At 72.0% G+C, this 25,932-nt stretch carries 21 protein-coding genes; 5 read left to right on the top strand and 16 right to left on the bottom strand.

Annotated features, from left to right (window positions below; genetic code table 11):
- Positions 1 to 89: 89 nt before the first annotated feature.
- The 5 genes from ACIQ7M_RS01210 to ACIQ7M_RS01190 form a co-directional block, all read right to left on the bottom strand.
- Entirely contained in the window at positions 90 to 599 is a 510-nt protein-coding gene (locus ACIQ7M_RS01210; RefSeq protein ID WP_403638525.1) for an O-acetyl-ADP-ribose deacetylase, read from the bottom strand.
- Complete coding sequence (locus tag ACIQ7M_RS01205) at positions 596 to 2,005, bottom strand: phytoene desaturase family protein (RefSeq protein ID WP_386986986.1); 1,410 nt, start codon at positions 2,003 to 2,005, stop codon at positions 596 to 598. Before ACIQ7M_RS01205 ends, ACIQ7M_RS01210 begins: the two co-directional genes overlap by 4 nt.
- A 260-nt stretch (positions 2,006 to 2,265) precedes the next feature.
- Entirely contained in the window at positions 2,266 to 3,132 is an 867-nt protein-coding gene (locus ACIQ7M_RS01200) for an inositol monophosphatase family protein (RefSeq protein WP_403638522.1), read from the bottom strand.
- A 125-nt stretch (positions 3,133 to 3,257) separates the two neighbouring features.
- Positions 3,258 to 5,078, bottom strand: a complete 1,821-nt coding sequence (locus ACIQ7M_RS01195; RefSeq protein WP_403638520.1) for a gamma-glutamyltransferase family protein — start codon at positions 5,076 to 5,078, stop codon at positions 3,258 to 3,260.
- A gap of 85 nt (positions 5,079 to 5,163) precedes the next feature.
- On the bottom strand, positions 5,164 to 5,937 hold the full coding sequence (locus ACIQ7M_RS01190) for a DUF4232 domain-containing protein (RefSeq protein WP_403638518.1): 774 nt from the start codon (positions 5,935 to 5,937) through the stop codon (positions 5,164 to 5,166).
- A 412-nt stretch (positions 5,938 to 6,349) separates the two neighbouring features.
- On the opposite strand from ACIQ7M_RS01190, the gene ACIQ7M_RS01185 reads away from it, so the two are divergent.
- Positions 6,350 to 7,024: a hypothetical protein gene (locus tag ACIQ7M_RS01185; protein WP_403638516.1), complete on the top strand. Its 675-nt coding sequence runs from the start codon at positions 6,350 to 6,352 to the stop codon at positions 7,022 to 7,024.
- A 60-nt stretch (positions 7,025 to 7,084) separates the two neighbouring features.
- Here the strand turns inward: ACIQ7M_RS01185 and ACIQ7M_RS01180 are convergent, their stop codons facing one another.
- From ACIQ7M_RS01180 to ACIQ7M_RS01145, 8 genes are all read right to left on the bottom strand, one after another.
- Positions 7,085 to 8,611 (bottom strand): NCS1 family nucleobase:cation symporter-1, encoded by a 1,527-nt coding sequence (locus tag ACIQ7M_RS01180; RefSeq protein WP_403638514.1) that lies wholly within the window; start codon positions 8,609 to 8,611, stop codon positions 7,085 to 7,087.
- A gap of 127 nt (positions 8,612 to 8,738) precedes the next feature.
- Positions 8,739 to 9,761: a TIGR03842 family LLM class F420-dependent oxidoreductase gene (locus tag ACIQ7M_RS01175; protein WP_403638512.1), complete on the bottom strand. Its 1,023-nt coding sequence runs from the start codon at positions 9,759 to 9,761 to the stop codon at positions 8,739 to 8,741.
- 18 nt (positions 9,762 to 9,779) lie between these two features.
- Positions 9,780 to 11,180 (bottom strand): dihydropyrimidinase, encoded by a 1,401-nt coding sequence (gene hydA / locus ACIQ7M_RS01170; protein ID WP_403638510.1) that lies wholly within the window; start codon positions 11,178 to 11,180, stop codon positions 9,780 to 9,782.
- Positions 11,181 to 11,373: 193 nt separating this feature from the next.
- Entirely contained in the window at positions 11,374 to 12,216 is an 843-nt protein-coding gene (locus ACIQ7M_RS01165; RefSeq protein ID WP_403638508.1) for a nitrilase-related carbon-nitrogen hydrolase, read from the bottom strand.
- A gap of 352 nt (positions 12,217 to 12,568) precedes the next feature.
- Positions 12,569 to 14,125, bottom strand: a complete 1,557-nt coding sequence (locus tag ACIQ7M_RS01160) for a PucR family transcriptional regulator (protein ID WP_386986966.1) — start codon at positions 14,123 to 14,125, stop codon at positions 12,569 to 12,571.
- Between the two features lie 149 nt (positions 14,126 to 14,274).
- Complete coding sequence (locus ACIQ7M_RS01155) at positions 14,275 to 15,558, bottom strand: aspartate aminotransferase family protein (RefSeq protein ID WP_386986963.1); 1,284 nt, start codon at positions 15,556 to 15,558, stop codon at positions 14,275 to 14,277.
- The gene (locus tag ACIQ7M_RS01150; protein WP_355764482.1) at positions 15,555 to 16,397 is read right to left on the bottom strand and encodes a nitrilase-related carbon-nitrogen hydrolase; all 843 of its coding nucleotides are present in this window, start codon (positions 16,395 to 16,397) and stop codon (positions 15,555 to 15,557) included. Before ACIQ7M_RS01150 ends, ACIQ7M_RS01155 begins: the two co-directional genes overlap by 4 nt.
- Positions 16,398 to 16,751: 354 nt before the next feature.
- Positions 16,752 to 17,429 (bottom strand): hypothetical protein, encoded by a 678-nt coding sequence (locus ACIQ7M_RS01145; protein WP_403638505.1) that lies wholly within the window; start codon positions 17,427 to 17,429, stop codon positions 16,752 to 16,754.
- Between the two features lie 894 nt (positions 17,430 to 18,323).
- On the opposite strand from ACIQ7M_RS01145, the gene ACIQ7M_RS01140 reads away from it, so the two are divergent.
- On the top strand, positions 18,324 to 18,830 hold the full coding sequence (locus ACIQ7M_RS01140) for a hypothetical protein (protein ID WP_403638503.1): 507 nt from the start codon (positions 18,324 to 18,326) through the stop codon (positions 18,828 to 18,830).
- Positions 18,831 to 19,031: 201 nt separating this feature from the next.
- Here the strand turns inward: ACIQ7M_RS01140 and ACIQ7M_RS01135 are convergent, their stop codons facing one another.
- Positions 19,032 to 19,967 carry an HAD family hydrolase gene (locus tag ACIQ7M_RS01135; protein ID WP_403638501.1) on the bottom strand — a complete coding sequence of 312 codons (936 nt, stop codon included), beginning with the start codon at positions 19,965 to 19,967 and terminating at the stop codon, positions 19,032 to 19,034.
- A 178-nt stretch (positions 19,968 to 20,145) separates the two neighbouring features.
- Complete coding sequence (locus tag ACIQ7M_RS01130; protein ID WP_355762845.1) at positions 20,146 to 20,400, bottom strand: helix-turn-helix transcriptional regulator; 255 nt, start codon at positions 20,398 to 20,400, stop codon at positions 20,146 to 20,148.
- Between the two features lie 32 nt (positions 20,401 to 20,432).
- Here ACIQ7M_RS01130 and map point away from each other — a divergent pair, with 32 nt between their 5' ends.
- The gene (map, locus tag ACIQ7M_RS01125; RefSeq protein WP_403638498.1) at positions 20,433 to 21,200 is read left to right on the top strand and encodes a type I methionyl aminopeptidase; all 768 of its coding nucleotides are present in this window, start codon (positions 20,433 to 20,435) and stop codon (positions 21,198 to 21,200) included.
- Positions 21,201 to 21,382: 182 nt separating this feature from the next.
- On the opposite strand, the gene ggt is transcribed toward map, so the two are convergent.
- Positions 21,383 to 23,200 carry a gamma-glutamyltransferase gene (gene ggt / locus ACIQ7M_RS01120; protein WP_403638496.1) on the bottom strand — a complete coding sequence of 606 codons (1,818 nt, stop codon included), beginning with the start codon at positions 23,198 to 23,200 and terminating at the stop codon, positions 21,383 to 21,385.
- Between the two features lie 103 nt (positions 23,201 to 23,303).
- Between ggt and ACIQ7M_RS01115 the strand changes: the two genes are divergently transcribed.
- Positions 23,304 to 24,128 (top strand): hypothetical protein, encoded by an 825-nt coding sequence (locus ACIQ7M_RS01115; RefSeq protein ID WP_403638494.1) that lies wholly within the window; start codon positions 23,304 to 23,306, stop codon positions 24,126 to 24,128.
- 189 nt (positions 24,129 to 24,317) lie between these two features.
- Positions 24,318 to 25,892 carry an alpha/beta fold hydrolase gene (locus ACIQ7M_RS01110; RefSeq protein ID WP_403638492.1) on the top strand — a complete coding sequence of 525 codons (1,575 nt, stop codon included), beginning with the start codon at positions 24,318 to 24,320 and terminating at the stop codon, positions 25,890 to 25,892.
- Positions 25,893 to 25,932 lie beyond the last annotated feature (40 nt).

Genomic DNA, 25,932 nt, shown 5'->3' with positions numbered 1-25,932 from the left:
CCCGAACGCACGAAGGACCGGCCCCGGTGCCCGCGGGGAGAGCCCGGCGCGCCGGTCCGCTCAGCCCGCGGCCCCGGGCGTCCGGCACCTCATCGCAGTTGCCCGGCGAACGCGTCGTACGCCCGCTCGTCGAAGAGAACGAAGCGGACCTCCTCGACAGCGGTCTCGACGGCCCGGACGGTCTCCACCGCGATGCGTGCCGCGTCGTCCATCGGCCAGCCGTAGATGCCCGCGGAGACGGCGGGGAAGGCGACCGTCCTGGCTCCGAGCTCGTCGGCGGCCTTCAGCGACTCCCGGTAGCAGGACGCCAGCAGCTCCGAGCGGTCGTCCTCCGGGGAGTAGCGGGGGCCCACGGTGTGGATCACCCAGCGGGCGTCGAGGTCGCCCGCGGTCGTGGCGATCGCCCGGCCGGTCGGCAGGCCCTTGCCGTAGTGGCCGGCGCGCAGCTCGCGGCACTCGGCGAGGATGGCCGGACCGCCGCGGCGGTGGATGGCTCCGTCGACGCCTCCGCCGCCGAGCAGCGAGGAGTTCGCCGCGTTGACGACGGCGTCGACGCTCTGCCGGGTGATGTCGCCCTGCACCAGCGTGATCGTGGTCATGACTCTCTCAGCCTCCTCCAGACGGCCTTCGCCGCGTTGTGTCCCGACATCCCGTGCACTCCGGGACCGGGCGGGGTGGCGGAGGAGCACAGGAACACGGCGGGGTGCGGGGTGCCGTACGGGGACGGGGACAGTCTGGGGCGCAGCATGAGCTGGAGTCCTGAGGCGGCGCCGCAGGCGATGTCACCGCCCACGTAGTTGGCGTTGCGGGCGGCGAGGACGGGGGGTCCGGCGGTCGCGCGGGCCAGGACGCGGTCGCGGAAGCCCGGCGCGAACCGTTCGAGCTGGCGCTCGATCGCGTCGGTGAGGTCTCCGGTCCAGCCGTTCGGGACATGGCCGTAGGCCCAGAAGACCTGCTTGCCCTCGGGGGCGCGGGAGGGGTCCACGACGCTCGGCTGCACCGTGATCAGGAACGGCACGTCGGGCGCCCGGCCCTCGCGCGAGGCCGCCCGCAGCGCGGTGCCGATCTCCGCCCGGCTCGCCCCGACCTGGACCGTCCCGGCGACGCGGGCCTGCTCGGCGGTCCAGGGCACGGGCCCGTCCAGCGCGTAGTCGATCTTGAAGGCGCCCGCTCCGTACCGGTAGCCCTCGTAATACCGCCCGAAGCCCGCGATGCGGGCCAGGGCCTTGGGTGAGGTGTCGAAGACGTACGCCCGAGCGGGAGGCAGGTCGTCCAGGCGCTTGACCTCGTAGTCGGTGTGGACCGTGCCGCCGAGGTCCTTCAGGTAGGCGGTGAGCGCGTCCGCGATGGACTGGGAGCCGCCGCGCGCGACGGGCCATCCCCGGGCGTGCGCGGCGAGCGCGAAGACCAGGCCGACCGCGCCCGTGCCGATTCCCTCCAGCGGCGCCATGACGTGCGCCACCAGACCGGCGAACAGCGCCCTGGCCCGCTCGTCGCGGAAGCGGCGCATCAGCCAGGTCGACGGCGGCAGCCCGGCCAGACCGAAGCGGGCGAGGGTGACGGGGTCCCGGGGCAGCGCGGTCAGCGGCAGCGACATGAAGTCGTGCGCCAGGGTGTCCCACTTGCTCAGGAACGGCGCGACGAGCCTGCGGTAGGCGCCCGCGTCCCGCGGCCCGAAGGAGGCCGCCGTCTCGGCGACGGAGCGGGCGAGCACCGCCGCCGAGCCGTCCGGGAACGGGTGCGCCATGGGGAGCTGCGCGTGCAGCCACTCCAGGCCGTACCGCTCCAGGGGCATCGCGCGGAAGGCGGGGGAATTGATCCCGAGCGGATGCGCCGCCGCACAGGGGTCGTGCCGGAATCCGGGCAGGGTCAGCTCCTCGGTGCGCGATCCCCCGCCCACCGTGTCACGGGCCTCGAACACGGCCACGGAGAAGCCCCGGCGGGCCAGCTCCACGGCGGCCGTCAGTCCGTTCGGCCCCGCACCCACCACGACCGCATCGAGCATCGACGGCACCTTCGGACTCCTTTGTCAGCCGACGGCCACTGAGCATCAGGATATGCCGGAGGACTGACAGCCTTGACGGCACGGGGCGTTGGGCCGAAACAGCCCCTGCCGTGCGCCGCCCGCCGCGAGGGACCCGGACCCGCACGGCCCGTGGAGCCCGGCTCGGGCGAGGCCGTGGGGCTCCCGCCCGGGCGCGGCCGTGGAGCTCCGGTCAGGCGCGGCCCTGGAGCTCCGCTCAGGCACAGTCGTGGAGCTCGCGCTCAGGCGCGGGCCGCCACCCACTCCGGCTGTGCCGTCAGCAGGGCGGTCACCCGGCGGGCCGTGGCCTCGTCCCGGGCCGCCGTGAACGGCAGCGCGTTGCCCCCGGTGACGCGGAACGGCTCGCCACTGAGCGTCAGATGGGCACCGCCCGCCTCCTCGACCAGGAGGAGCCCCGCGGCGTGGTCCCAGGCCGCCTCCCAGCTGAACGCCACCGCGTCCAACTCGCCGCGGGCTATGGAGAGGTACTCCAGGCCCGCCGAACCGCACGGGCGCGGGACGACACCCTCGGTCCACAGTCCGAGGAGGGCGCGCTTCTGCTCGTCCGTGGTGTAGTCCGGGTGCGAGGTCGCGATGTCGAGGTCGCGGTCCGGCTCGGGCGATCCCGAGCGCAGCGGCACGCCGTCGAGCACGGCTCCGCGCCCTCGGATCGCGGTGGCGAACTCACCGCGCGCGGGCGCGTACGTCCAGGAGGCGTGCACCACGCCGTCCAGCACGAGCGCGACCAGGGTGCAGAACCCGGGGTCGCCGTGCACGAACTGCCGGGTGCCGTCGACGGGGTCGACGATCCAGACGGGCGCCGTGCCGCCGATCGCCTCGTAGGTGGTGGGGTCGGCGTGCACCGCCTCCTCGCCGACCACGACCGAGCCGGGCAGCAGTGCGGTGAGGGCCTCGGTGAGGTACTTCTCGGCCAGGCGGTCGGCGTCCGTCACGAGGTCGTGCGGGCCGGACTTCTGGTCGATCTCGTCCGCGGAGAGCTGCCGGAACCTGGGCATGATCTCCGCGGCGGCGGCCTTGCGGATGGCGTCTTCCACGTCGGCCGCGCGGTGTGCGAGAAACTCGTCGATGGTTTCGATGTCTTCGATCATGGCTCCATGACAGCACGCCTCACTGACAATCCTCACCCCTCCGGGGTACTCCAGGTGGAATCACCATGAATTCCCGGGGCGGCGCGATCATCACGGCGGTCGTCCCGCCCGTCGCGGGAGGGGCCTCAGCGGCCGACCGCGTATCCCTGCATCCCGCGCGCGTTGGCCGCCGCCGACAGGATCCCGGTCCCGGGATCGCGGGCCACCGCGCACAGCCGCCCCTCGGACCAGGCCTCCGCGACCGTGACGTCGTGGCCCCGGCGGCGCAGTTCCCCGACGACCTCCTCGTCCGTGCCGGACTCGACGGTGAGACTGCCCGGACGCATGCCGCGCGGGTAGAAGGAGCCGGGAAAGCTGTCGTTGTGCCAGTTCGGGGCGTCGATCGCGCCCTGGAGATCGAGTCCGCCGCGCACCTCGGGGCGCACCGCCACGGACAGGAAGAAATGCGTCTGCCACTGGTCCTGCTGGTCGCCGCCGGGGGTGCCGAACGCCAGGACGGGCACGCCGTCGCGCAGTGCGAGGGAGGGCGTCAGGGTGGTGCGCGGCCGGCGGCCCGGGGTCAGGGAGTTGGGCAGCCCGTCCTCCAGCCAGGCCATCTGGAGCCGGGTGCCGAGCGGGAAGCCGAGCTCCGGGACGACCGGGTTGGACTGGAGCCAGCCGCCGCTGGGCGTGGCCGCGACCATGTTGCCCCAGCGGTCGACGACATCCAGGTGGCAGGTGTCGCCCCGGGTGCCTCCGTCGGGTGCCACCTCGGGTTCCGCCGCCGCGCGGGCCATGGTGGGCTCACCGGCGCCCGGCACCGCGAGCGCGTCGAAGCCGGGCTCGTCGGCGGCCACCACGCGCGCGTGCCCGCTCAGCCGCGGTTCGCGGCCGCCCGGAGCACCGGGACGCAGTTCGTACGACGCCTTGTCCCCGACGAGTGCCCGGCGGGCCGCGTTGTAGGGCTCCGACAGCAGCTCGCCGAGCGGCACCTCGGCGGCGTCGCCGTACCAGGCCTCGCGGTCGGCCATGGCGAGCTTGCAGCCCTCGACGAGCAGGTGGACGTACTCGGCGGACCCGTAGCGGGGCAGTTCGGGCGGGAGCAGGGCGAGCTGCTGGAGCAGGACCGGTCCCTGGCTCCAGGGGCCCGCCTTGCACAGGGTCCAGCCGCGCCAGTCGTACGTCGCCGGGGCCTCGTACGTCGCGGACCAGCCGGCCAGGTCGGCGGCCGTCAGGGTGCCGGCGTGCCGCTCGCCGCTGGTGTCCATGGTGGGCCGCCGGGCCTGCCGGACCAGGGCCTCGGCGATGAATCCGCAGCGCCACACCTCCCGTGCCGCGTCGATCTCGGCCACCCGGTCCCCCGCGCCGGAGACCTCGTCGAGCAGCCGTCGCCATGTCGCGGCGAGGGCGGGGTTGCGGAACAGTTCGCCGGGGCGCGGTGAGCGGCCGCCGGGCAGGTACACCGCGGCCGAGGAGGTCCACTCCGTCTCGAAGAGCGCGCGTACGGCGTCCACCGTCTCGCCGACGCGTTCCACGGGCGCGTGCCCGTCCTCGGCGTATCCGATGGCGTACTTCAGGACGTCGGCGAGCGGTTTGGTGCCGTGGTCGCGGAGCAGCAGCATCCAGGCGTCGAACGCGCCCGGCACGGCGGCGGCGAGCGGGCCCGTGCCGGGTACGAGGTCCAGACCGAGGCTCCTGTAGTGGGCGACCGTCGCTCCGGCGGGCGCGACGCCCTGCCCGCACAGCACCCGCACGGGTCCGTCCGCGGGGGCCAGGATGATCGGGACCTCGCCTGCGGGTCCGTTGAGGTGGGGCTCCACGACGTGGAGGACGAAACCGGCCGCGACGGCGGCGTCGTAGGCGTTGCCGCCGTCCTCCAGGACGGCCATCGCGGACTGCGAGGCGAGCCAGTGGGTGGAGGACACCATCCCGAAGGTGCCCTGGAGGGTGGGTCGGGTCGTGAACATGCCTGCCACCTCACGGTACGGAGCGATCGGCCTCGGTCCCGACTATGGCATCCGCCCCGGCCCGGACGGCGGGGCGGGCGGCTGATCAGGGCACGGGCGCCCAGGCCGTGGTCCCCAGGGTGTTCTCGGGACCGATGTCGAGGGGGTCCGGCAGCCGGAGGGTGACGGCCGGCTGCCCCCGCTGCGGCGCGACCCGCAGGAACACGCCGTCCTCGGCGTTCATCCGCCAGTACAGGGAGGCCCGCGCGCTCTCGCCCGGGTGGAGCGTGAAGGGCTCGGGGCCCGGGTCGGCGGGCGCCATGGGCACCTTGTCCGTCCCCGCCACGGCGTGTACGCCCGTGATCGGGGCGCCGTCCCGGTCGAGGACGTGGACGACGGCCGGGCGGCCGTTCACCTCGTACGGGTGCTTGCCGCAGACGGTGAGGGTCAGGGTCATCCCGCGCAGGCCCATGGCCGCGTCGACGGGACCGGTCGCCAGGCGCAGGCCGGACGGCGGGCAGGGGCCCTGCGGCGTCGGCACGGTGTCGGGCCCGGGCACCTCGATGACGAGGGAGTCGCCGGGGGTCCCGGACGGGTCCGGGAGGTGCGCGGCGTCGGTCCCGACGACGCTCGGGACGGCGTCCGGGACGGAGGTCCGCCCGGGGTCGCGCTCACGGTCGATCTCGGCGGACAGGCCGCAGCCCGTAGTGGCCGTCGCGAGAAGACAGAGGAGCAGGACCGGGCGCGCCCACTTCTCCCGGAGGGCGGCGGCACGGGACGCAGTGCCGCGCGCGGGTATGGAGACGGTGGGGACTTCGGACCGGGCCGGGGTTCCGGCGGGGGCCGCCGCGCCGACGCGGCGCCGGTGCGTCACGATCATGGGCCGATCATGGCACGAATGCTCCGCGGAGGGCATCGCTCCGCCTGCCCTCGCGTGCGCGCCGGAGCCCGACTCGCCTAAGAACAGGGCCAGTTGGAGGCGATCGCGACCGGGCGACCACACCGCCGCAAGGATCGGGACACACCGTCGCACGGTCGGCACACACCGTCCGACACCCGGGATCCGGGTACGGAGCGAGCATCACCCGACTCGACAGGGAGAAATTGGCGATCACCGGATCGAACAAAACAGACATCTTGCATCAGCATCAGCCAATCAACGCCAAGGTGAGTCACCGTCATCACACGGGCATGACGTCGGTCGGCCCTTCCGCACCACGGCGTCTCATGTGACACTGGCGTCCCGTCCGCAGTGCGGACTCCTCCGCACCATCCCCCACGAGAAGTGCGCTTTGGGTTCTCTTCCTCTGCCGCTCGCGCTCGCCGCGCGCCTGCTGCCTGTAGCTCTGCTCGCCTCCGCGGGCTGGGCCCTGGCGACCGGCCCGTCCGAAGCGACCCCCAACGCCGAGGACAAATCGTCGCAGAAACAAACGCCGGACGCGTCGTCGGCCCCTTCGACCTCGGCCGCCGTCAAGACGTTCGCCGCGTCGCCCGCCCCCTGTGGCGGCGTCCAGGTCGCGACGATCAAGTCCCTGGTCCCCGGCGCCAAGACGGCCGGCCAGGAGATCGCGTCCACCGACAAGGCGGTGCGCCGCACCTGCTCGTGGAACGCCCTGAAGGGCTTCGACTACCGCTGGCTCGACGTCTCGTACGAGATCAAGGACTCGAACGCCGCGGCGGAGAAGGCCTACAAGGATCGTGTCGCCGACAAGAGCGGCGGCGGTGCGGTGCCCGGTGTCGGTGACTCCGCCTACTCCGTGGTCAATCTCAGCACCGAGGACAAGCAGGAGACCCGTGAGGGCGTGGTGATCATCCGGGCGTCCAACGCTCTGGTGGTCGTCACCTACAACGGCAGCGACTTCGAGACCAAGAAGGCGCCCGGCACCGACGAGATCAACAAGGGCGCCATCAAGGCGGCCAAGGAAGCGGTGGCGGCGCTGAAGGACGGCCAGACCCAGAAGAGCTGACCGTCCTCCGGTCGCCGCGGCCGGTCCGCGGGGGCCATGCGGCCCGCGGCCGGTTCATGGTCAGTCCGCGACGGCGTCCTTCCCGCGCGCAAGCATCAGGACCAGGTAGAGCACCATCGAGGTGCCGAGGCCGACCGCCCATCCGTAGTCGGCGAGCGACTCCAGTGCCGGGACGGGCCGTCCGTCGATCAGGGGATGGAAGTCCGCGCCGCCGACGGCCAGGACACCGCCGGTGACGAAGGCGACCACGGCCCGCCAGTTCCAGCCGCCGTCGTACCAGTACCGGCCGCCCGTGCGGTACAGGTCGGCGAGGTCGAGTCTGGTGCGGCGCAGGATCCAGTAGTCGGCGATGAGGATGCCGGCGACCGTCCCCAGCAGACCGCCTACCAGCCCGAGCCAGGTGAAGATGTAGCCCTGCGGGTCGGAGTACAGCTTCCACGGGAAGATCAGCACGCCGAGCACACAGGTGGCGAGCGCACCGGTCCGGAAGTTGATCCTTCGCGGGGCGATGTTGGAGAAGTCGAAGGCCGGGGAGACCAGGTTCGCCGCGATGTTCACCGACAGGGTCGCGACCAGCACGGTGACCAGCGCGAAGAGGATGCCGACGACGTTGTCCGCCTTGGCGGCGAGCTGGACCGGGTCCCAGACCGCCTTGCCGTACACGGCCTGCGAACCCGAGGTGACCATGACGGACAGGAAGGCGAAGAGCGTCATGGTGGTGGGCAGCCCCAGGGCCTGTCCGACCGTCTGTGCCTTCTGGCTCCTGCCGTACCGGGTGAAGTCCGGGATGTTCAGCGACAGGGTCGACCAGAAGCCGATCATGCCCATCAGCGAGGGCCAGAACAGCTTCCAGAAGTCGCCGCCCCAGCCGAGCTTCGAGGGCTGGTCGAGCAGCGGCCCGAAGCCGCCGGCCTTGTCGCTCATCCACCACAGCATCACGCCGGCGCCGACGAGCACGAAGGGCGCGGCCCAGTTCTCGAACCGGCGGATCATCTCCATCCCCCGGTAGATGATGGCGACCTGGAGCACCCAGAAGACGGCGAAGGACAGCCACATCGTCCAGGCGTGGCCGCCGATCTCGGAGGCGTTGGCCCAGCCGTCCCCGAAGAGCCTGCCCGCGAGGAAGTAGATCGCCTCGCCGCCGATCCAGGTCTGGATGCCGAACCAGCCGCACGCCACCAACGCCCTTACGACAGCGGGGAGGTTGGCCCCGCGGACCCCGAAGGAGGCGCGGGCGAAGACGGGGAAGGGGATGCCGTACTTCGGCCCCGCGTGCCCGGTGAGCAGCATCGGGACCAGCACGATCAGGTTGGCGAGCGCGATGGTGAGGACGGCCTGCTTCCAGTCCATGCCGACGGCGATCAGGCCCGAGGCCAGCGTCCAGGAAGCGGTGTTGTGGGCCATGCCGACCCACAGGGCCGAGAAGTTGTACGTGGTCCAGGTGCGCTTCTCGACCGGAACCGGCAGCAGGTCGTCGTTGGCGTAGGGGCCGGTGGGCGCGGGGGCGTCGGGTGCGATCTCCACCCGGCCGTCGGGGAGCGTGACTTGTCCGGCGGGCGGGACGCCCGGGGAGACTATTTCTGTCATGAGCAGGCCAATCAATGAGGAGTGACGGGAGAGGCCGTGCGGGGACGACTCGGGGGGGTGCGCACAGTGCGCCCTGATCCCCTTCCCGGGACGGCGGGAAGGGGAGACCGGGGGAATTGACCTTCGGTTACTGCCCGTTGACGCCGGGGATGACCCGCGCTCCGTACGCGTCGATCGTGACCTCCTGGGCGTCGTGCATGTCGTAGACCGCGAACTGGTCGACGCCCAGCGCGCGCAGCGCGTTCAGTTTCTCGATGTGCCGCTCGGCGGGTCCGATCAGGCAGAACCGGTCGACGATCTCGTCGGGCACGAACGCGGTGTCGGGGTTGTCGGCCCGTCCGTGGTGGGAGTAGTCGTAGCCCTCACGGGCCTTGATGTAGTCCGTGAGTTCGTCGGGCACGGCCGCCGAGTGCTCGCCGTACTTGGAGACCAGGTCGGCCACGTGGTTGCCGACCATGCCGCCGAACCAGCGGCACTGCTCCCGCGCGTGGGCGAGCGCGCCGGCCGAGTCGTCCTCGGTGATGTACGCGGGCGCGGCGACGCAGATCTTCACCTCGGCCGGGTCGCGCCCGGCGCTCGCGGCCGCGTCCTTCACGGCCTTGACCATGTACTCGGTGAGGTAGAGGTCGGCGAGCTGGAGGATGAAGCCGTCGGCCTCCTCGCCGGTCATCTTCAGCGCCTTCGGGCCGTACGCGGCCATCCAGACCGGCAGTTCGGCACCCGGACGCACCCAGGGGAACTTGACGACCGCACCGCCGAGGTCGGCCTCGTCGCCCCGGGCGAGGGAGCGGATGACCTTCATCGCGTCGCTGATCCGGGCCAGGGTGTTGGGCTTGCGTCCGGCGACACGCATCGCCGAGTCGCCGCGCCCGATGCCGCACACCGTGCGGTTGCCGTACATGTCGTTGAGTGTCGCGAAGGTGGAGGCGGTGACCTCCCACGTGCGGGTTCCCGGGTTGGTGACCATCGGGCCGACCGTCAGCTTCTCGGTGTTGGCGAGAATCTGACTGTAGATCACAAAGGGTTCCTGCCAGAGCACGGCCGAGTCGAAGGTCCAGCCGTACGTGAAGCCGTTGGCCTCGGCCCGCTTCATCAGGTCGATGACACGGGAGGCCGGGGGGTCTGTCTGCAGGACGAGTCCGAAGTCCATGGCGCCACTCCTGGTCGCTCAGAGAAGGTACTGACAGGTGGAACGGGGGGTGTAGACGCCGTGGCCGGCTCGCCCGGTGAACTCCCGGTCGGTGATGACCATTTCGCCGCGCGACAGCACCGTCTCGACCCGTCCGGTGACCCGCTTGCCCTCGTACGCCGAGTAGTCGACGTTCATGTGGTGGGTCTCGACCGACATGACCTGCTCGGCGTGCGGGTCGTAGATGACGATGTCGGCGTCGGCGCCGGGCGCGATGGTCCCCTTCTTCGGGTAGAGGCCGAACATGCGGGCCGGTGTGGCGCAGGCGATCTCGATCCAGCGGCGGCGGGAGATGTGCCCGTCGACGACGGCCTGGTGGAGCAGGTCCATGCGGTTCTCGACGCCCGGAAGCCCGTTGGGGATCTTCGAGAAGTCGCCGCGGCCGAGTTCCTTCTGGCCGGTGAAGCAGAACGGGCAGTGGTCCGTCGAGACGACCTGGAGGTCGTTGGTGCGCAGGCCCCGCCACAGCGCCGCCTGGTGCTCCTTGGGGCGAAGGGGCGTGCTGCACACGTACTTCGCGCCCTCGAAGTCCGGTTCCGCGAGATTGTCGGTCGACAGGAACAGGTACTGGGGGCAGGTCTCGCCGAAGACGTTCAGTCCCTCGTCGCGCGCCCGGGCGATCTCGGCGACGGCCTCGGTCGCCGAGACGTGCACGACGTAGAGCGGGGCGCCCGCGACCTGGGCGAGCTTGATCGCGCGGTGGGTGGCCTCGGCCTCCAGCAACGCCTTGCGCACCTCCCCGTGGAAGCGCGGATCGGTCTCGCCCCGTGCCAGCGCCTGTTCGACGAGGACGTCGATCGCGATGCCGTTCTCGGCGTGCATCATGATCAGGCCGCCGTTCTCGGCGGAGCGCTGCATGGCGCGCAGGATCTGGCCGTCGTCGCTGTAGAAGACGCCCGGATAGGCCATGAACTGCTTGAAGGAGGTGACGCCCTCCTCGACCAGCAGGTCCATCTCCTTGAGCGTGTCCTGGTTCACGTCGGAGACGATCATGTGGAAGCCGTAGTCGATGGCGCAGTTGCCGTCCGCCTTGGCGTTCCAGGCGTCGAGACCCTCGCGCAGGGAGCGGCCGACGCTCTGGACGGCGAAGTCGATGATGGTGGTGGTGCCGCCCCAGGCGGCGGCCCGGGTGCCGGTCTCGAAGGTGTCGGAGGCGAAGGTGCCGCCGAACGGCAGCTCCATGTGGGTGTGGGCGTCGACGCCGCCCGGGATCACGTACTTGCCGGTGGCGTCTATGGCGCGCTCGGCCGTCCACGACTCGGCCGCGGGCGTGCCCGTCGCGGCGAGGGCGGCGATCCGGCCGTCCTCGATCAGGACGTCGGCGTGGATCTCGTCGGACGCGGTGATGACGAGACCACCCCGGATGACGGTACGGCTCATGCTCCCTCTCCTTCCGGTCGTACGTGCGCTGATGGCCTTGCGGGGCTGTCGGGGGCCGGGGCCGGTACGTCCCGGCGAGGAGGCCCGAGGGGTGGTTCGCGGGACGGCCGGTGCCGGGTGCCGTGCCGCGGGTCCCGCGCTCGGATCGCGGGACCCGCGGCACGGACGACTGGAGCGTGCCCCCTCCGGACGGTCAGGGCGCGGTGAGCGGCCCGTACGCCACCGGGGCGCGGTCGCGGTAGAACTGCCACCGGTCGCGGACCTCGCGGAGCTTGGCCATGTCCAGGTCGCGGACGACGAGTTCGCTCTCCTTGTCGCTCGCCACCTCGCCGACGAACTGGGCCTCGGGGTCCACGAAGTACGAGGTCCCGTAGAAGTCGTTGTCGCCGTACTCCTCCTGCCCGACCCGGTTGATCGCACCCACGAAGTACTCGTTGGCGACGGCGGCGGCCGGCTGCTCCAACTGCCAGAGGTAGCCGGACAGTCCGCGGGAGGTGGCCGACGGGTTGAAGACGATCTCCGCGCCCGCGAGACCGAGGGCCCGCCAGCCCTCCGGGAAGTGCCGGTCGTAGCAGATGTAGACGCCGATCCGGCCCACGGCCGTGTCGAAGACGGGCCAGCCGGAGTTCCCGGGCCGGAAGTAGAACTTCTCCCAGAATCCCGGCACTTGGGGAATGTGGGTCTTGCGGTACTTGCCCAGGTAGGAGCCGTCGGCGTCGATCACGGCCGCCGTGTTGTACAGGACGCCGGGCTGTTCCTCCTCGTACATCGGCAGCACGAGGACGAGGCCCAGCTCCTTCGCCAGCGCCTGGAAGCGCCGGACGATCGGACCCTCGGGGATCTGCTCGGCGTACGCGTAGAACTCCTTGTCCTGCACCTGGCAGAAGTACGGTCCGTAGAACAGCTCCTGGAAGCACAGGACCTGTGCGCCCTGCGCGACCGCGTCGCGGGCCGCCTGCTCGTGGACCTGGATCATCGATTCCTTGTCGCCGGTCCATGCCGTCTGGAAGACGGCGGCGCGGATCACTCTGCTCATCGGGACCTCCGGTCGCTCGGTGTGCTGGGGCGGACGCCGGAGGTCGCGTCGTCCGCCCGGAGGGCGGGCCCTGCGTCGTCAGGTGCGTGCTCTCGGCGTGCCGGGCACAGGACCTCGTACTGGATGTACTGGGGCCTGTGCCCGTTGCGGCGAGTGGGGGTCCCCCCTGCTCGCAGAGCTTGGGGGAGCGTGCCGGGCGGCGCAGGGCAGACGCGCCCTCCGGTGTCCGCCCCAGGAGACTAGAAAGCCCCGGCCGGTTCTTTGAGTTGCACCGTGTCACGTCCGACGTGCCGTGCCGTTCCACGGTGTCACCTCCGCGTTCTCCCGTGTTGCGCCTGACTGGTTCCGTGTTTCACCGCTGTTGCGCGTCGTGCGCGAGCAGCGCGATGTGGACGGAGGCGGCCTGTTCGAAGTCGTCCAGGTCGACGCCGAGGCGGGCCTGTATGACCTCGAGCCGGCGGTAGAGCGCGGGCCGGCTGACATGGTGGAGCTCCGCGGTGCGCGACTTGTTGCGGCCGGTGGCGAGGTAGGTCCGCAGCACGGGCAGCAGCCGTGCATCCGCCTGCGGACCGCCGAGCAGACCGTCGAGTTCGCGTTCCGCGAAGGACTGGACGTTCGGGTCGTCCCGCAGCAGCCGCACCAGGCCGCGCAGATGGACGTCACGCAGCCGGACCAGCGCGGGCCGGTCCTGGCCGGCGGGCGGGTCGCCGGCGGCCTCGGCGACGTGCAGGGCCTCGCGCAATCCGGAGGGCACGTCGTCCCAGGCGGTGCGGGGCCCGGCGGCGGCCACGGTGGCGGGGGCCCCGGTCTCGTGCCGCAGCCGTACGGCGAAGTGCTCGGCCAGCGCCTCGGCGTCCTGGTCGCGCGGAAGGCTGAGCAGCAGCGCGGTCGCTCCGTCGGACAGTTCGGCGACGAGGCCCGGCAGCCCCAGCAGGCGCAGCACACGGTCGAGTTGGGCCGCGTCGCCGTCGCGCACCACCAGGGGCACGAAGGTGCGGCGGTTCACGGGCAGTCCGGCGGCCCGCGCTCGCGGCAGGAGCTGGCGGGCCGGTACGACACCGCTCACGAGGTCGGTCAGCAGGCCCTGCGCGGACTCCTCCTCCCAGGAGTGGGCGGGTCCTGCGAGCATGCGGTGCAGGACCAGGGCCTCGGCGGCCCGGTCGGCGAGCAGCCGCCCGGTCGCCGCGTCGCCCCGGTGGCCGCACAGCACGATGCGGCCCCATCGCTCCCCCCGTCCGCCGAGTTCGGCGCGGATCCATCCGTCGCCCTCGCTGCCTCCCGCCTGCCGGGCGATGCGGTCCCAGTCGCGCAGCACGTCATCGACGGCGGAGCGTTCGCCGGCGGTGGCGAGGACCCGGTGGGCGAGGTTGGTGACGACGACCGGGCAGGCGGCGTGCACGGCGATCTCGTCGAGCATGTGCTGGAGCGGGGCACCGGTGGTGATCAGTCCGGTGAGCGCGGTGCGTACGGCTTCGGAGAGGCTCACCGCCGCGAACTTGTGCCGCACCAGCCGGGACTGGACCTCCTCCGTCAACTCGGCGAAGGGGAACGGGCGGTGGAGCACCACCATCGGCAGGCCGCAGCGTTCGGCGGCCCGGCGCATCACGTCCGGGGGCGCGGGGAAGGCGCGGCCGAGCCCGAGGACGACGGCCGCGGCCTCGGCGCGGTGCAGCGAACGGATGTACTCGGCCTGGGCATCGGGGTCTCCGGCGAGCAACACCCCGGTGGTGAGGACCATTTCGCCGCCGCTGAGCATGACACCCACGTCGGCGGCCTCGGCGACGTGCACCCAGCGGACGGACCGGTCGAGATGGCCGGCACCCGCCACCACCTCGGGCTCCCCGGCGAGCACCCGGTCCAGGGCGAGGACCTGGCGTACCGAGAGGGCGGGTTCCAGGACGGTGGTCATGGCGGCGTTCCCCTTCGTCCGTGGCGCGGTTCGCCTCCGGAGCGCTGCGGGCGGCCGCGGGGACTCGGCGCGCGCCCGGACCGTCGGGTCCTCGCGCGCCGGGTCTTCGAGACCACCGCCCCTTCGGCTCACCCGCCCGTGCTCATCTGTTACTGGGCCCGCCTCAGAGCGCGTTCCAGGATCGACGCGCCCTCCTCCGCCTCCGCGACGGTGAGGGAGAGCGGTGGGGCGATACGCAGCACGCTGGTGTCGTGTCCGCCGCCCTTGCCGATCAACAGGCCTTCCTCGCGGGCCGCTTCGAGGACCGCCGCGGCTCCTTCGGGGTGCGCCCGGTCGGTTCCGGGCTTCACCAGTTCGATGCCGATCATCAGTCCGCGGCCGCGCACCTCGCGTACACCGCCGAACTGCGCGGCGACCGCGCGCAGCCGTTCGATGAGCAGGCCGCCGACGCGCCGGGCGTTGCCCTGGAGGTCGTGTTCGAGGAGGTAGGTGAGATTCGCGAGTCCCGCCGCCATCGTGACCGGTGAACCACCGAAGGTCGAGATGGAGTTGGAGTCGAGGCAGTTCATGATCTCGGCGCGGGCGACGACTCCGCCGATGGACATGCCGTTGCCGATGCCCTTGGCGAAGGTGAGCATGTCGGGCGGGCCGGAGGCGGCGTGGGCCTGCCAGCCCCAGAAGTGTTCGCCGGTGCGGCCCCAGCCGGTCTGCACCTCGTCGGCGATCCAGAGGACGCCGTGCTCCGCGAGGACCTCGCGGAAGGCCGCGTACAGGCCGTCGGGGGGCGCGGTGAAGCCGCCGACGCCCTGGATCGGTTCGGCGATCAGCGCGGCGGGCGGGCGGACATGGCCGAGCAGGTCCTTCAGGTCCGCCACGCAGGCGTCGGTGAACGCGGCGTCGTCGAGGTCGGCGTAGGGGCCGCGGGTGCGGACACCGCCGTGCACGTACAGCGTCTGGAGCGGGGACAGGGAGGTGGGCGACCAGCCCTTGTTGCCGGTGATCCCGACCGCGCTGAACGACCGGCCGTGGTAGCTGTTGCGCATGGCGAGGATCTGGTTGCTGCGCCGGTGGGCGGTGGCGAGCAGCAGGGCCGTGTCGTTGGCCTCGGTGCCGGAGGTGGTGAAGAAGACGCGGGCGTCGGGGATGCCGGACAACTGGGCGACGCGTTCGGCGAGTTCGACCATCGGCCGGTTGAGGTAGAGCGTCGAGGAGTGGATGATCCGGCCGGCCTGCTCGCTGACGGCCTTCGTCACCTCGGGCAGGGCGTGCGCGGTCATCGTGGTGAGGATGCCGCCGAAGAAGTCGAGGTATTTGTTTCCGTCGGAGTCCCAGACGTGGCGGCCCTCGCCGTGGGTGATCTCGATCGGGTCCTCGTAGTAGAGGGCCAGCCAGTCCGGCAGGACGGCCTGGTGGCGGGTGTACAGGTCGGTCATGGCCGCACCAGCCCTTCGTAGGCGTCGGGGCGCCGGTCGCGGTAGAACGCCCACTGTTGGCGTACTTCCTCGATGAGGCCGAAGTCCAGGTCGCGGACGACGAGTTCCTCGGCCTTGTCGCTCGCCCGCTCGCCGACGAACTGTCCGCGCGGGTCGACGAAGTACGAGGTTCCGTAGAAGTCGTTGTCGCCGTACTCCTCCTGCCCGATCCGGTTGATCGCGGCGATGAAGTACTCGTTGGCGACGGCCGCCGCGGGCTGTTCGAGCTGCCAGAGGTAGGCGGACAGGCCGCGGGAGGTGGCGGAGGGGTTGTACACGAGCTGGGCGCCGTTCAGACCGAGCTGCCGCCAGCCCTCGGGGAAGTGCCGGTCGTAGCAGATGTAGACCCCGACCCGGCCGACGGCCGTGTCGAAGACGGGCCAGCCGAGGTTGCCGGGCTTGAAGTAGTACTTCTCCCAGAACCCCTTCACCTGCGGGATGTGGTGCTTGCGGTACTTCCCGAGGTAGGTGCCGTCGGCGTCGATCACGGCCGCGGTGTTGTAGTAGAACCCGGACTGCTCGACCTCGAACACGGGTACGACGATCACCATGCCGGTCTCGCGCGCGAGCTCACACATACGGGTGACGGTGGGCCCGTCGGGGACCGGCTCCGCCCAGGCGTAGTGCTCCGGCTCCTGGACCTGGCAGAAGTAGGGGGCGTTGAAGACTTCCTGGAACCCGATGACCTTGGCGCCCTGCCGGGCCGCCTCACGGGCGTGTTCCTCGTGCTTGGCGACCATGGATGCGGTGTCGCCGGTCCAGGTGGCCTGGACCAGGGCGGCACGTACGACGTTGCCCATGAGCTGCTCCTTCGACGGGACGTCAGAGAGCCTCTACGCCCGTAGACAAAGGCTGTAGAGGCTCGAAAGTAAGCCCCCCGGACAGCCTTGCCAAGACCATCGTCGTTAACCCGCTGAGTCGATCACGTTTCTGACCCTCACGGGTGAGTGACGTGGCCGCCGGAACCGGAGGTACGACCGACCGGGCGAACGCCCGGAGGGCCGGGTGGTCGCGCGCCCGGAGGGCCGGGTGGTCGCCGCCGCGCGCACGGGCGGTCGGCGGATCGCCGTCTGGGCCGAGCCCTGCGCCGCCTGCACGCGGGCGTGCATGGGCGACCACGGGCGGGCGGCGTCGTGAGCTCGCCGGGCGGCGGGTCATGGTGTGAAGCCGGCGACGCGCAAGGCGTGGACCAGGTCCCACTGGCATTCGTCGGACACATCCCGGGCCGCCCGCAGGAGCAGCGGTACGAGGCGCTCCGGGTCCGTCTCGGCGCTGCGGGCGGCTTCCTCCGGGGCGCAGACACGCACGTACGCGTCGAGGAGCGCGCCGATCTCGCGGCCTCGGCCCTGGTCGGCGAGGCCGAGGACGGCGGCCCCTATCTCGGGGGCGGGCCGGGTGACGCCCTGGCGCAGCATCTGCCTGCCGTCGGCGGTGCGGCCGGCGACGGTGAGCGCGTCGGCCGCGGCGACCAGCCGGTCGGCCGGCAGCGAGGCCGCCTCCCAGAGCAGGGTGGCCCAGTCCGCGTCGAGTCCGGCGCCGTGCAGTTCGGCGGCGAGCAGGGGGAAGCGGGCGGGGGGCCAGTACGCCGCTTCGACGAGCAGCGCGTGCGCCTCCCCGCTGCGGCCCTCGCCGCGCAGCCGCGTGAGCGTCGCGACGGTCTCCGCCGTGTGCCGCCGCGCACCCTCGTCCAGCGGCTCCGGCTGTGTCGTCGCGTGGGGGCGCGCGGGCTCCTCGGCGGCACCGGCGAAACGCGCGCCCCGGGGCGTACGTCCGCCCCGCGCGGGCGGGGCGGGCAGCACGGGACCGGCCTCCGGCACAGCCACGGGAGCCACGTCGGCCTCCACCATCCCGGCGAAACGCGCGCCCCCTCGTCGACGCCGCTTGGCACGCTTGGCCGGATGCGGGTCGGCGCCGGGCGGGGTCCTGTCGTGTGCCGGGGCGGGAGTGGCGGCCCGCTCCCCGGGACGAGACCTGTCGTCCTCCGGCGCGAGGCCCGTGGGCCGGGCCCCGGGCTGTGCGTGGCCGCCCGGAGCGTGGCCGACGGGAGGAGGCCAGGGCTCGGCCTGCTCGGCGGGGGCGGTCGGGCGAGAACCGGGGGCCGTCCCCGCGGCGAGGTCGGGGACAGAGCCGTAGCCATGCCCCGCGCCGTAGCCGGAAACTGGGCCGGGGCCGGAACCTGAGCCGTGCCCCGCGCCGTAGCCCGAATCAGGGCCGGGGCCGGAACTTGAACCGGGGCCTGAACCAGAGCCGGGGCCGTAGCCGTGCCCCGCGCCCTGGCCCGAATCAGAGCCAGGGCCGGAACCAGAGCCGGGGCCGGAACCTGAACCAGAGCCGGGGCCGGAACCTGAGCCGGGGCCGTAGCCGTACCCCGCGCCGTGGCCCGAATCAGAGCCAGGGCCGGGACTTGAACCGGGGCCGAAACCTGAGCCAGAGCCAGAGCCGACGGCGGGGCCGGTGCCGGTGCCGGAATCTGTGCCAAGGTCCGGGCCATAGCCGGGACCCGGCCCTGCCCCGGAGTGCGGACCCGGGCCCCCGCCGTGGTCATGTCCAGTGTCGAAGCCCGGTCCCGCACCATGCCCCGGCCCGGCCCCGGGGCCATGCCCAGGGACGAGGCCCGGTCCGGCGCCGGAGCCAGGGCCTGAACCAAGGCCTGCGCCCTGAGCCGGGAAGCCCGGCATGTGTCGCCCGCGGGCCCGCAGGGCGTGGCGGTCGACGTTCTCCATGCGGTGGCGCAGTTCGACGCAGCGGGCGGCGGCCCGTTCATGATCGTCCTGGGCCCAGGCGAGGTCCAGGCGGATCGCCTCGGCCTCCCCCCGGGAAACCGCCGAGGGCAGCCGTCCGCTCAGCTCGACCTGGCGTTCGGCGGCGTAGCGCTGCTCGCGGAGCATGACGTCCAGGCGGTCGCCGAGCGCGTCCCGGCCGCCCGGACGGACGTCGTACGCGGCCAGCGAGGCCGCGTGCAGCGGCCGGGCCCGTGCCGTCTCCTGGGCCGCGGCCCGCTCCCCGTACTGCTCGAAGACGTCCTGGAGGAGTGCCTCCACGACGTCCCAGGGCGGCACCTCCCGTCCTTCGAGGCACGCCCGCATGCCGTCGGGGTCGCGTTGCCAAAACACCCCGCACCAACCGCCGCTCCGGTCGAGCCGGTCCACAAGCCCGTTCAGATACCGCGCGAACTCCAGTACCTGTTCCGGGAGTTGTCCTACAGCCATCACTCAACTCCCCGCCCGACGTGAGCACTTCGACCCGACAGAGAACACCAGTCGTGTTACGGATCGACTACGGGGAGTTTTCGGCGGGGACGCGGAGCTCTCGCCGAGGGGGCGCGTCGGAGCACGCCCGCGCAGGCGTGCGCCCGAAGAAGAACTCGGGCGCACGCCGGGACGAACGGTCCACCGAAGGCGCGGCGGGCCGGAACGGCGGACCTCACCGCCCCCTCAGATCCGGCACGCCTCCACCCCCGCCGCGCGGGGCAGGACGAGCCGGATGAGGGCGGCGACACCCTCGTCGTCGTTGCTGGGCAGCACGATGTCGGCGGCGCGCAGCGTGTCCTCGTGGGCGTTGGCGACGGCGGCGGCGAGCCCGGCCGCGCGCAGCATCGGGATGTCGTTGGGCATGTCGCCCACGGCGGCGGTGCGTTCCAGCGGAAACCCGCTCCGCTCGGCGAGCGTCCGCAGCGCCTCCCCCTTGTCGACACCGGGAGCGGACATCTCCAGGAAGTCACCGGTGGATCTCGTGATCACCGCGCGGTCCCCGACGACCGAGGCGATCAAGGCGGCGAGTTCGTCCACGAGCAGCATCGGATGGGCGGCGAGGATCTTGACCACCGGGTCCGCGTCCGCCGGTGCGGAGACGCCGTCCAGCGCGACATGGCGCCAGGTGTTCGGCACCCGTCGCACGAAGGCCGTCTCCAGGCGGAGCCCGGACACGGAGTCGACCCCCAGCGCGACCCCGGGCACCGCGTCACGGACCGCGCGCAGGATGCCCGCCGCGTCACCGGGGCCGAATCCCCGGCAGTCCAGCAGGCGCCCCGACTCGGCGTCCACGGTCACCGCCCCGTTGCTGCACACCACGGGCCCGGTGAGCCCGTGGCGCCGGGCCAGGTCCAGGGTGTCGCGGACGGGCCGTCCGGTCACCCCCACCACGGCGATCCCGGCGCGCTCCGCCTCCGCGAGCGTTCCCAGGGTGCGTTCGCGGATGGCGCCGGACGAGTCGAGCAGGGTGCCGTCGAGGTCGGTGCAGACGAGCCGCACGATCGCGGGCACACGGCGGCCGCGCCTCGCCGTGCGCTCTGCCGTGGTGGAAGGCCGCGCTTCGCCGGGCGCGGGCTGCTGCGAAGTCGCCACGCCGGAGCGGGCGTTGGTGTTCGACATGGCCGGAGGTTAATGACTACGCGCGTAGACGACAAGGGAACAAGCAGTGAATTCAACAATTTCTCAACACGGGCCATCCAAGTCGCACACGGGCCACCTGAACCGGACGGCGAGACCTCCGGGCCACAGGGCGTCACGAGCCGACTCGACACCCCCAGGTCACCGAGCCCTCAGGCCCTCACGCCGCCGGCACCAGCGCGCACCGCACGACGAGCTCGTCCATCGAGAGGCCGAGAGCCCGCGCCAGTGCGGCGATCGTGAAGAAGGCCGGCGTGGGGGCGCGCCCGGTCTCGATCTTGCGCAGGGTCTCCGCGGAGATCCCCGCCACCCCGGCGATGTCCGCCATGCTGCGGCCGCCGCGGGCCTCGCGCAGCAGCCGACCGAGCCGCTCGCCGCGTTCGCGTTCTTCCGGGGTCAGTGGGGTTCGCACCATGACACCATTCTAATACCGGTATAGTAATTGGCATGGTGGAACTGAAGACCGACACATCGATCGACGAGATGTACGCGGCCGGCCAGGTCGTGGGCAGGGCACTCACCGCGGTCCGCGAGGCCGCCGACGTGGGCGTCTCCCTGCTGGAGCTGGACGAGGTGGCGCATCAGGTCCTGCGCGACGCGGGCGCGACGTCGCCCTTCCTCGGCTATCACCCCTCCTTCGCGCCCACACCCTTCCCCGCGGTCGTGTGCGCCTCGGTGAACGAGGCGATCGTGCACGGCATCCCGACGGGCTACCGGCTGCGCGACGGAGACCTGGTCTCCATCGACTTCGGCGCCGAACTGGGCGGCTGGGTGGGCGACTCGGCGATCAGTTTCATCGTGGGCGAGCCGCGCGCCGCCGACGCGCGGCTCGTGGAGACCGCGGAGCGGGCCCTGGCCGCGGGGATCGAGGCGGCCGTCGTGGGCAACCGCATCGGGGACATCGCGCACGCCATCGGCACGGTGTGCCGGGCGGCCGGGTACGGGATCCCGGACGGGTTCGGCGGCCACGGCATCGGGCGCCGGATGCACGAGGACCCGGGTGTCCCGAACGAGGGCCGCCCGGGACGCGGGATGCCACTGCGGCACGGCATGGTCCTCGCCATCGAGCCCATGCTCATCGGCGGCGGCACGGACGACTACCACGCGGCCCCGGACGGCTGGACGCTGCGCACGAACGACGGCTCCCGTGCGGCGCACGCGGAGCACACGGTGGCCATCACGGACTCGGGCCCGCGCATCCTGACGGCCCGCTGACCCGCCGGTCACCCACGGCCACGAGGCGGACGGCACCGCCCCGACGGCGGGCAGCGGCAACCCCGCCCACCGCGGGGAGGAGATCGGCACCGTCCCCACCGAGAGGCCTCCTGCCGCGGGGCAGGACACACCCCCGCCCGTACGGCGGTGACCGGCTCGGACGCCGCCGTACAGCGGAGCGGCTAGGAAGAAGGCCGTACGACCATGGCCGAGCCTCCGCCCCGGCGGACCTTCTCCGCCGCGGCCAGCCAGGTGCCGTTCGGGAGGCGCTGGACGCCCGTGGCCGCGCCGATCTCCGGGTTCACCTTGAAGGAGTGCCCGATGGCTTCGAGCCCGGCCCTCAACGGGCTGTCGTACAGGCCCGGTTCGAGCTCGGTCTGCGCCGCGTTGCGCTGGCTGGCGCGTGGCGCGGCGATCGCGTCGACCAGGGGGAGACCGCGGTCGACGAACTCGGTCAGCGTCTGGAGCACGGTCGTGATGATGCTCGCGCCACCGGGCGAACCGAGCGCCACGACAGGCTTTCCGTGCCGGTCGAGGACGATGGTCGGCGAGATCGACGAGCGCGGACGCTTTCCGGGACCCGGCAGATTCGGGTCGTGCACGGCCGGGTTGGCCGGGGCGAAGGAGAAGTCCGTCAGCTCGTTGTTGAGGAGGAAACCGCGTCCAGGGACGGTGATCCCGCTGCCGCCGGTCTGTTCGATGGTCAGCGTGTAGGCGACGACGTTGCCCCACTTGTCGGCCACCGTGAGGTGGGTCGTGTTCTCTCCCTCGTACGTCGTCGGGGCGGCCGTCCCGGTGCCGGCGCAGGCGGCGGGACTGTTCGGGTCGCCCGGCGCGAGCGGGCTCGTCAGCACGGCGTCGTCCTTGACGAGGCAGGCCCGGCTGTCCGCGTATTTCTGCGAGAGCAGGCCCTTGGTGGGTACGTCCTCGAAGGCCGGGTCGCCCACCCAGCGGCCCCGGTCCGCGAACGCGATCCGGCTCGCCTCGATGTAGTGGTGCAGGTACTGCGTCTCGCTCGCCTTCGAGAGGTCCGTCCCCTCCAGGATGTTGAGCGCCTCGCCGACGGTGGTGCCGCCGGAGGAGGACGGGGCGATCGAGTAGACGTTCAGACCGCGGTACGAGGTCCTGGTGGGCGCCTGGCGCTTCGCCCCGTAGGCCGCGAGGTCCTTCGTGGACAGCTTGCCGGGCCGGGCGTCGTAGCCGGACGCCGGGTCCACGGGCGGCTTGTTCACGGTGGCGACGATCTCCCGGCCGAGGGCGCCGGTGTACAGGGCTCGCGTGCCCTTGCTGCCCAACTCCTCGTATGTACGGGCCAGATCGGGGTTCTTGAAGGTCGATCCGACGACCGGCAGCGAGCCACCGGGCAGGAAGAGCTTCGCGGTGTCGGGGAAGTTCGCGAACCGGGCCTGGTTCAGCTCGGTCTGCGAACGGAAGGTCGGGTCGACCGTGAACCCGGAGCGGGCGATGCGCTCGGCCGGCTCCAGGACGGTGCCGAGGCGTCTGCTGCCCCATGAGTCCAGGGCTGTCTGCCAGGTGGCGGGCGTGCCCGGTGTGCCCACGCTCAGCCCGCTGGTGACCGCGTCGGCGAACGCGAGCGGCTTGCCGTTCTCCAGGAACAGCCCGGAGTCGGCGGTCAGGGGTGCCGTCTCCCGTCCGTCGATCGTGTGCACCGTACGGGACTTGGCGTCGTAGTAGACGAAGTAGCCGCCTCCGCCGATGCCGGACGAGTAGGGCTCGGTCACACCGAGGGCCGCCGCCGTGGCGACGGCCGCGTCGACCGCGTTGCCGCCCTTCCTCAGCACCTCGATGCCCGCGGCGGAGGCGTCCGCGTCGACGCTCGCCACGGCGCCTCCGGAGCCGACCGCGACGGGCACCTTCGCGGCGGGCGTCCTCGCGGCCGTACCCGCCGTCGGCGCTCCGGGCGGCGCCGCCGCACCCACTAATGCCGTCGCGGCCGAAACCGCCAGGACCGTCAGATTCCGCACAAGAGGACGTCGCATCAATACCTCCAGTCAACAGCCGTCCGCGCAGCGTAACTTCACGGCGGCGACCACGTCAGGCCCCCTCGAACACGGTTCCGTGGGCCCGCTAGCATGCGCGCACATGAATGACGACGTGCGCAACATCGTCCTCGGCGTCCTCGCCGCCGGCCTCAGTGCCGCGCTCGGCTGGGTCGCCCGCACCTACCTGTGGAAGCGCAAGCTGCGCCGCAAGCAGGCGTTCTTCGGGCTGCCCGACAACTCCGAGTCGCTCCTCGTGGTGAACCGCGAGGCGGGCGGTCCCGAACTGACGGTGATGCGCCACGACGTGTTCGCGCTGCTCGAACTGTCCGCGCTCATCAAGGACTGCGGCGCGCACGCCCAGGTCATCGCGCACGACGCGACCCAGCAGGGCTTCGGCGAGCGCACGGAGTTCTGCGTGGGCGGACCGGCGTCGAACCGGCGCATGGCCGCGCATCTGCAGTCCCTGCTGCCGGGCGTGCAGGTCAACGTCGACTCCGGGCGGGGACCCGACCGGGGCGCCTTCCAGATCGGCAGCGAGCGCTACCGACTGGAGTCGGGCCAGGCCGAGTACGTGATCCTCGCCCGGCTGACCGCGGGCCAGAGCCGTGACGTGAGACCGGTCTTCCTCTTCTGCGGCCAGCGCGCGATCACCAACCAGGCGGCGACCCGCTATCTCGCCCGCAACCACGCGCGCCTCGCCCGTAAGCACGGCGGCAACAGCTTCGTCCTGCTGCTGAAGGTCGTGAACTCCCAGGCGTACGGCCCCGATGTCGTCGAGGTCGTCGCGGACGTCACGCGCGCCGCCCAGGCCCCGCTGCCGACGCCGCCGGCCCTGGACCCGGGGCCGGACCCGGCGTCCGACCCCGGCCAGGACGGGGAGGCAGCGGCGAAGGCGGCCACGCCTCGGGCACGTCGGCGTACGTGACACCCGCGGTCCGCGGAGGTGCGGCGCTTTCCGGCCGTTCGTGGCGGCACACGCCGACGAGGTTTGAACGGATGGAAATGAACACTTCAACAATCGTTACTCGCACGTAACTTACCGACGGGTTACTTCGAGTAAGCCGCCGCGGTTACCGTCGGGTCACCTTGCACTGACCAAGTGAGGAGTGACCCGTTGGGAAACGGTCGCAACCCCCTGCGCACGTCCGCCGTCGGCGCCGTGTCCGCGACGCTGATCGCGGCCGCGAGCCTGGGCCTGGCCCCCACCGCCCAGGCCGCCGGCAGCTCGGGAGGTGTCCGCTTCGTCGACATCTCCGGTGACGGCGGCACCACCCTCAAGGCCAACGTCACCACCCCGGCGGGAGCGGACGGCACCCGCTCCTACCCGCTCATCGTGCTGCCCACGAGCTGGGGCCTGCCCCAGGTCGAGTACCTCGCACAGGCCCAGAAGCTCGCGAACTCCGGCTATGTCGTCGTCGGTTACAACGTCCGCGGCTTCTGGCAGTCGGGCGGCGAGATAGACGTCGCCGGCCCCCGCGACACCGCGGACGTGTCCAAGGTGATCGACTGGGCGCTCGCCAACACCCCGGCCGACGCGCGGAAGGTGGGCGTGGCGGGCGTCTCGTACGGCGCCGGGATCAGCCTGCTGGCCGCCGCGCACGACCAGCGCATCAAGGCGGTCGCGGCGCTGAGCGGCTGGGCGGACCTGACCACGTCCATCTACTCCGGCCGTACCGAACACGTCCAGGCGGCCGCCCTGCTGGACGGCGTCGGGCACATCACAGGCCACCCGAGCGCCGAGACCCAGCAGGTGTTCAAGGACTTCTTCTCCGGAAACCTCGCCAAGGAACAGGACCTGATCGACTGGGGGAAGAAACGTTCTCCCGAGACCTACCTCGGCCGGCTCGACAAGAACGGCCCCGCCGTCTTCATGGCCAACACCTGGGGCGACACGATCTTCTCGGCCAACCAGTACGCCAAGTTCTACGAGGAGCTGACCGGACCCAAGCGGCTGGAGTTCCGTCCCGGCGACCACGCCACCGCCGAGATCACCGGTCTGTTCGGGCTCCCCAACGACGTGTGGACCGACACCGCCCGCTGGTTCGACCACTATCTGCGGGGCGAGGACAACGGCATCGACCACGAGCAGCCGGTGCAGCTCAAGTCCCGCTCCACGGGGGGCTACGAGGGCTACGCGGACTGGAAGTCGGTCGGCGCGACCACGAGGAAGATCGCCCTCGGGGGCACCACCCGCATCCACACGAACGTCGACTCGGGCGCGGACGGCGGGGTCATCTTCCTGTCCAGCATCCTCGACCAGCTCACGCGGATCCCTCCGATGGCCTCGATCCCCCTGCTGCCGCGCTACTGGACCGCGGTGTGGCAGTCGGAGAGGTACACGAGCACCCAGCGCGTACGAGGGACCGCCAAGCTCCACACCACGGTCACCGGCACCAAGGAGAGCGGCACCTTCATCGCCTACCTCTACGACGTGGGCCCGCTCGGGGTCGGCAAACTCGTCAGCAACGCGCCGTACACCTTCCACGGGCAGACGCCCGGCACGCCGTTCGGTGTCGACCTGGACCTGTTCTCCACGGCCTACGACGTCCCGGCCGGGCATCGCCTCGCCGTGGTCGTCGACACGGTCGACCCGCTGTACATGGAGCACAACCCGTCCGGCGCGCAGCTGACCTTCTCCTCGCCGGAGCACGACCCGTCCTACGTGTCGGTACCCCTGCGCGAGCAGTGATCTCCGGCTGGCGCCGGCCGGGCCTGGCCCTGTGAGCTGC

This window comes from Streptomyces sp. NPDC096324, assembly GCF_044763015.1.
Classification (GTDB): Bacteria; Actinomycetota; Actinomycetes; order Streptomycetales; family Streptomycetaceae; genus Streptomyces.
The sequence above is the reverse complement of the archived record's forward strand: the minus strand, read 5'-3'. Positions and strand labels throughout refer to the sequence as shown.

Excerpts from the sequence above, each read along its gene's own strand:
- ACIQ7M_RS01210 (WP_403638525.1), bottom strand. The coding sequence starts at position 599 with ATGACCACGATCACGCTGGTGCAGGGCGACATCACCCGGCAGAGCGTC.
- ACIQ7M_RS01205 (WP_386986986.1), bottom strand. The coding sequence starts at position 2,005 with ATGCTCGATGCGGTCGTGGTGGGTGCGGGGCCGAACGGACTGACGGCC.
- ACIQ7M_RS01200 (WP_403638522.1), bottom strand. The coding sequence starts at position 3,132 with ATGATCGAAGACATCGAAACCATCGACGAGTTTCTCGCACACCGCGCG.
- ACIQ7M_RS01195 (WP_403638520.1), bottom strand. The coding sequence starts at position 5,078 with ATGTTCACGACCCGACCCACCCTCCAGGGCACCTTCGGGATGGTGTCC.
- ACIQ7M_RS01190 (WP_403638518.1), bottom strand. The coding sequence starts at position 5,937 with ATGATCGTGACGCACCGGCGCCGCGTCGGCGCGGCGGCCCCCGCCGGA.
- ACIQ7M_RS01180 (WP_403638514.1), bottom strand. The coding sequence starts at position 8,611 with ATGACAGAAATAGTCTCCCCGGGCGTCCCGCCCGCCGGACAAGTCACG.
- ACIQ7M_RS01175 (WP_403638512.1), bottom strand. The coding sequence starts at position 9,761 with ATGGACTTCGGACTCGTCCTGCAGACAGACCCCCCGGCCTCCCGTGTC.
- hydA (WP_403638510.1), bottom strand. The coding sequence starts at position 11,180 with ATGAGCCGTACCGTCATCCGGGGTGGTCTCGTCATCACCGCGTCCGAC.
- ACIQ7M_RS01165 (WP_403638508.1), bottom strand. The coding sequence starts at position 12,216 with ATGAGCAGAGTGATCCGCGCCGCCGTCTTCCAGACGGCATGGACCGGC.
- ACIQ7M_RS01160 (WP_386986966.1), bottom strand. The coding sequence starts at position 14,125 with ATGACCACCGTCCTGGAACCCGCCCTCTCGGTACGCCAGGTCCTCGCC.
- ACIQ7M_RS01155 (WP_386986963.1), bottom strand. The coding sequence starts at position 15,558 with ATGACCGACCTGTACACCCGCCACCAGGCCGTCCTGCCGGACTGGCTG.
- ACIQ7M_RS01150 (WP_355764482.1), bottom strand. The coding sequence starts at position 16,397 with ATGGGCAACGTCGTACGTGCCGCCCTGGTCCAGGCCACCTGGACCGGC.
- ACIQ7M_RS01135 (WP_403638501.1), bottom strand. The coding sequence starts at position 19,967 with ATGTCGAACACCAACGCCCGCTCCGGCGTGGCGACTTCGCAGCAGCCC.
- ACIQ7M_RS01130 (WP_355762845.1), bottom strand. The coding sequence starts at position 20,400 with ATGGTGCGAACCCCACTGACCCCGGAAGAACGCGAACGCGGCGAGCGG.
- map (WP_403638498.1), top strand. The coding sequence starts at position 20,433 with ATGGTGGAACTGAAGACCGACACATCGATCGACGAGATGTACGCGGCC.
- ggt (WP_403638496.1), bottom strand. The coding sequence starts at position 23,200 with ATGCGACGTCCTCTTGTGCGGAATCTGACGGTCCTGGCGGTTTCGGCC.
- ACIQ7M_RS01115 (WP_403638494.1), top strand. The coding sequence starts at position 23,304 with ATGAATGACGACGTGCGCAACATCGTCCTCGGCGTCCTCGCCGCCGGC.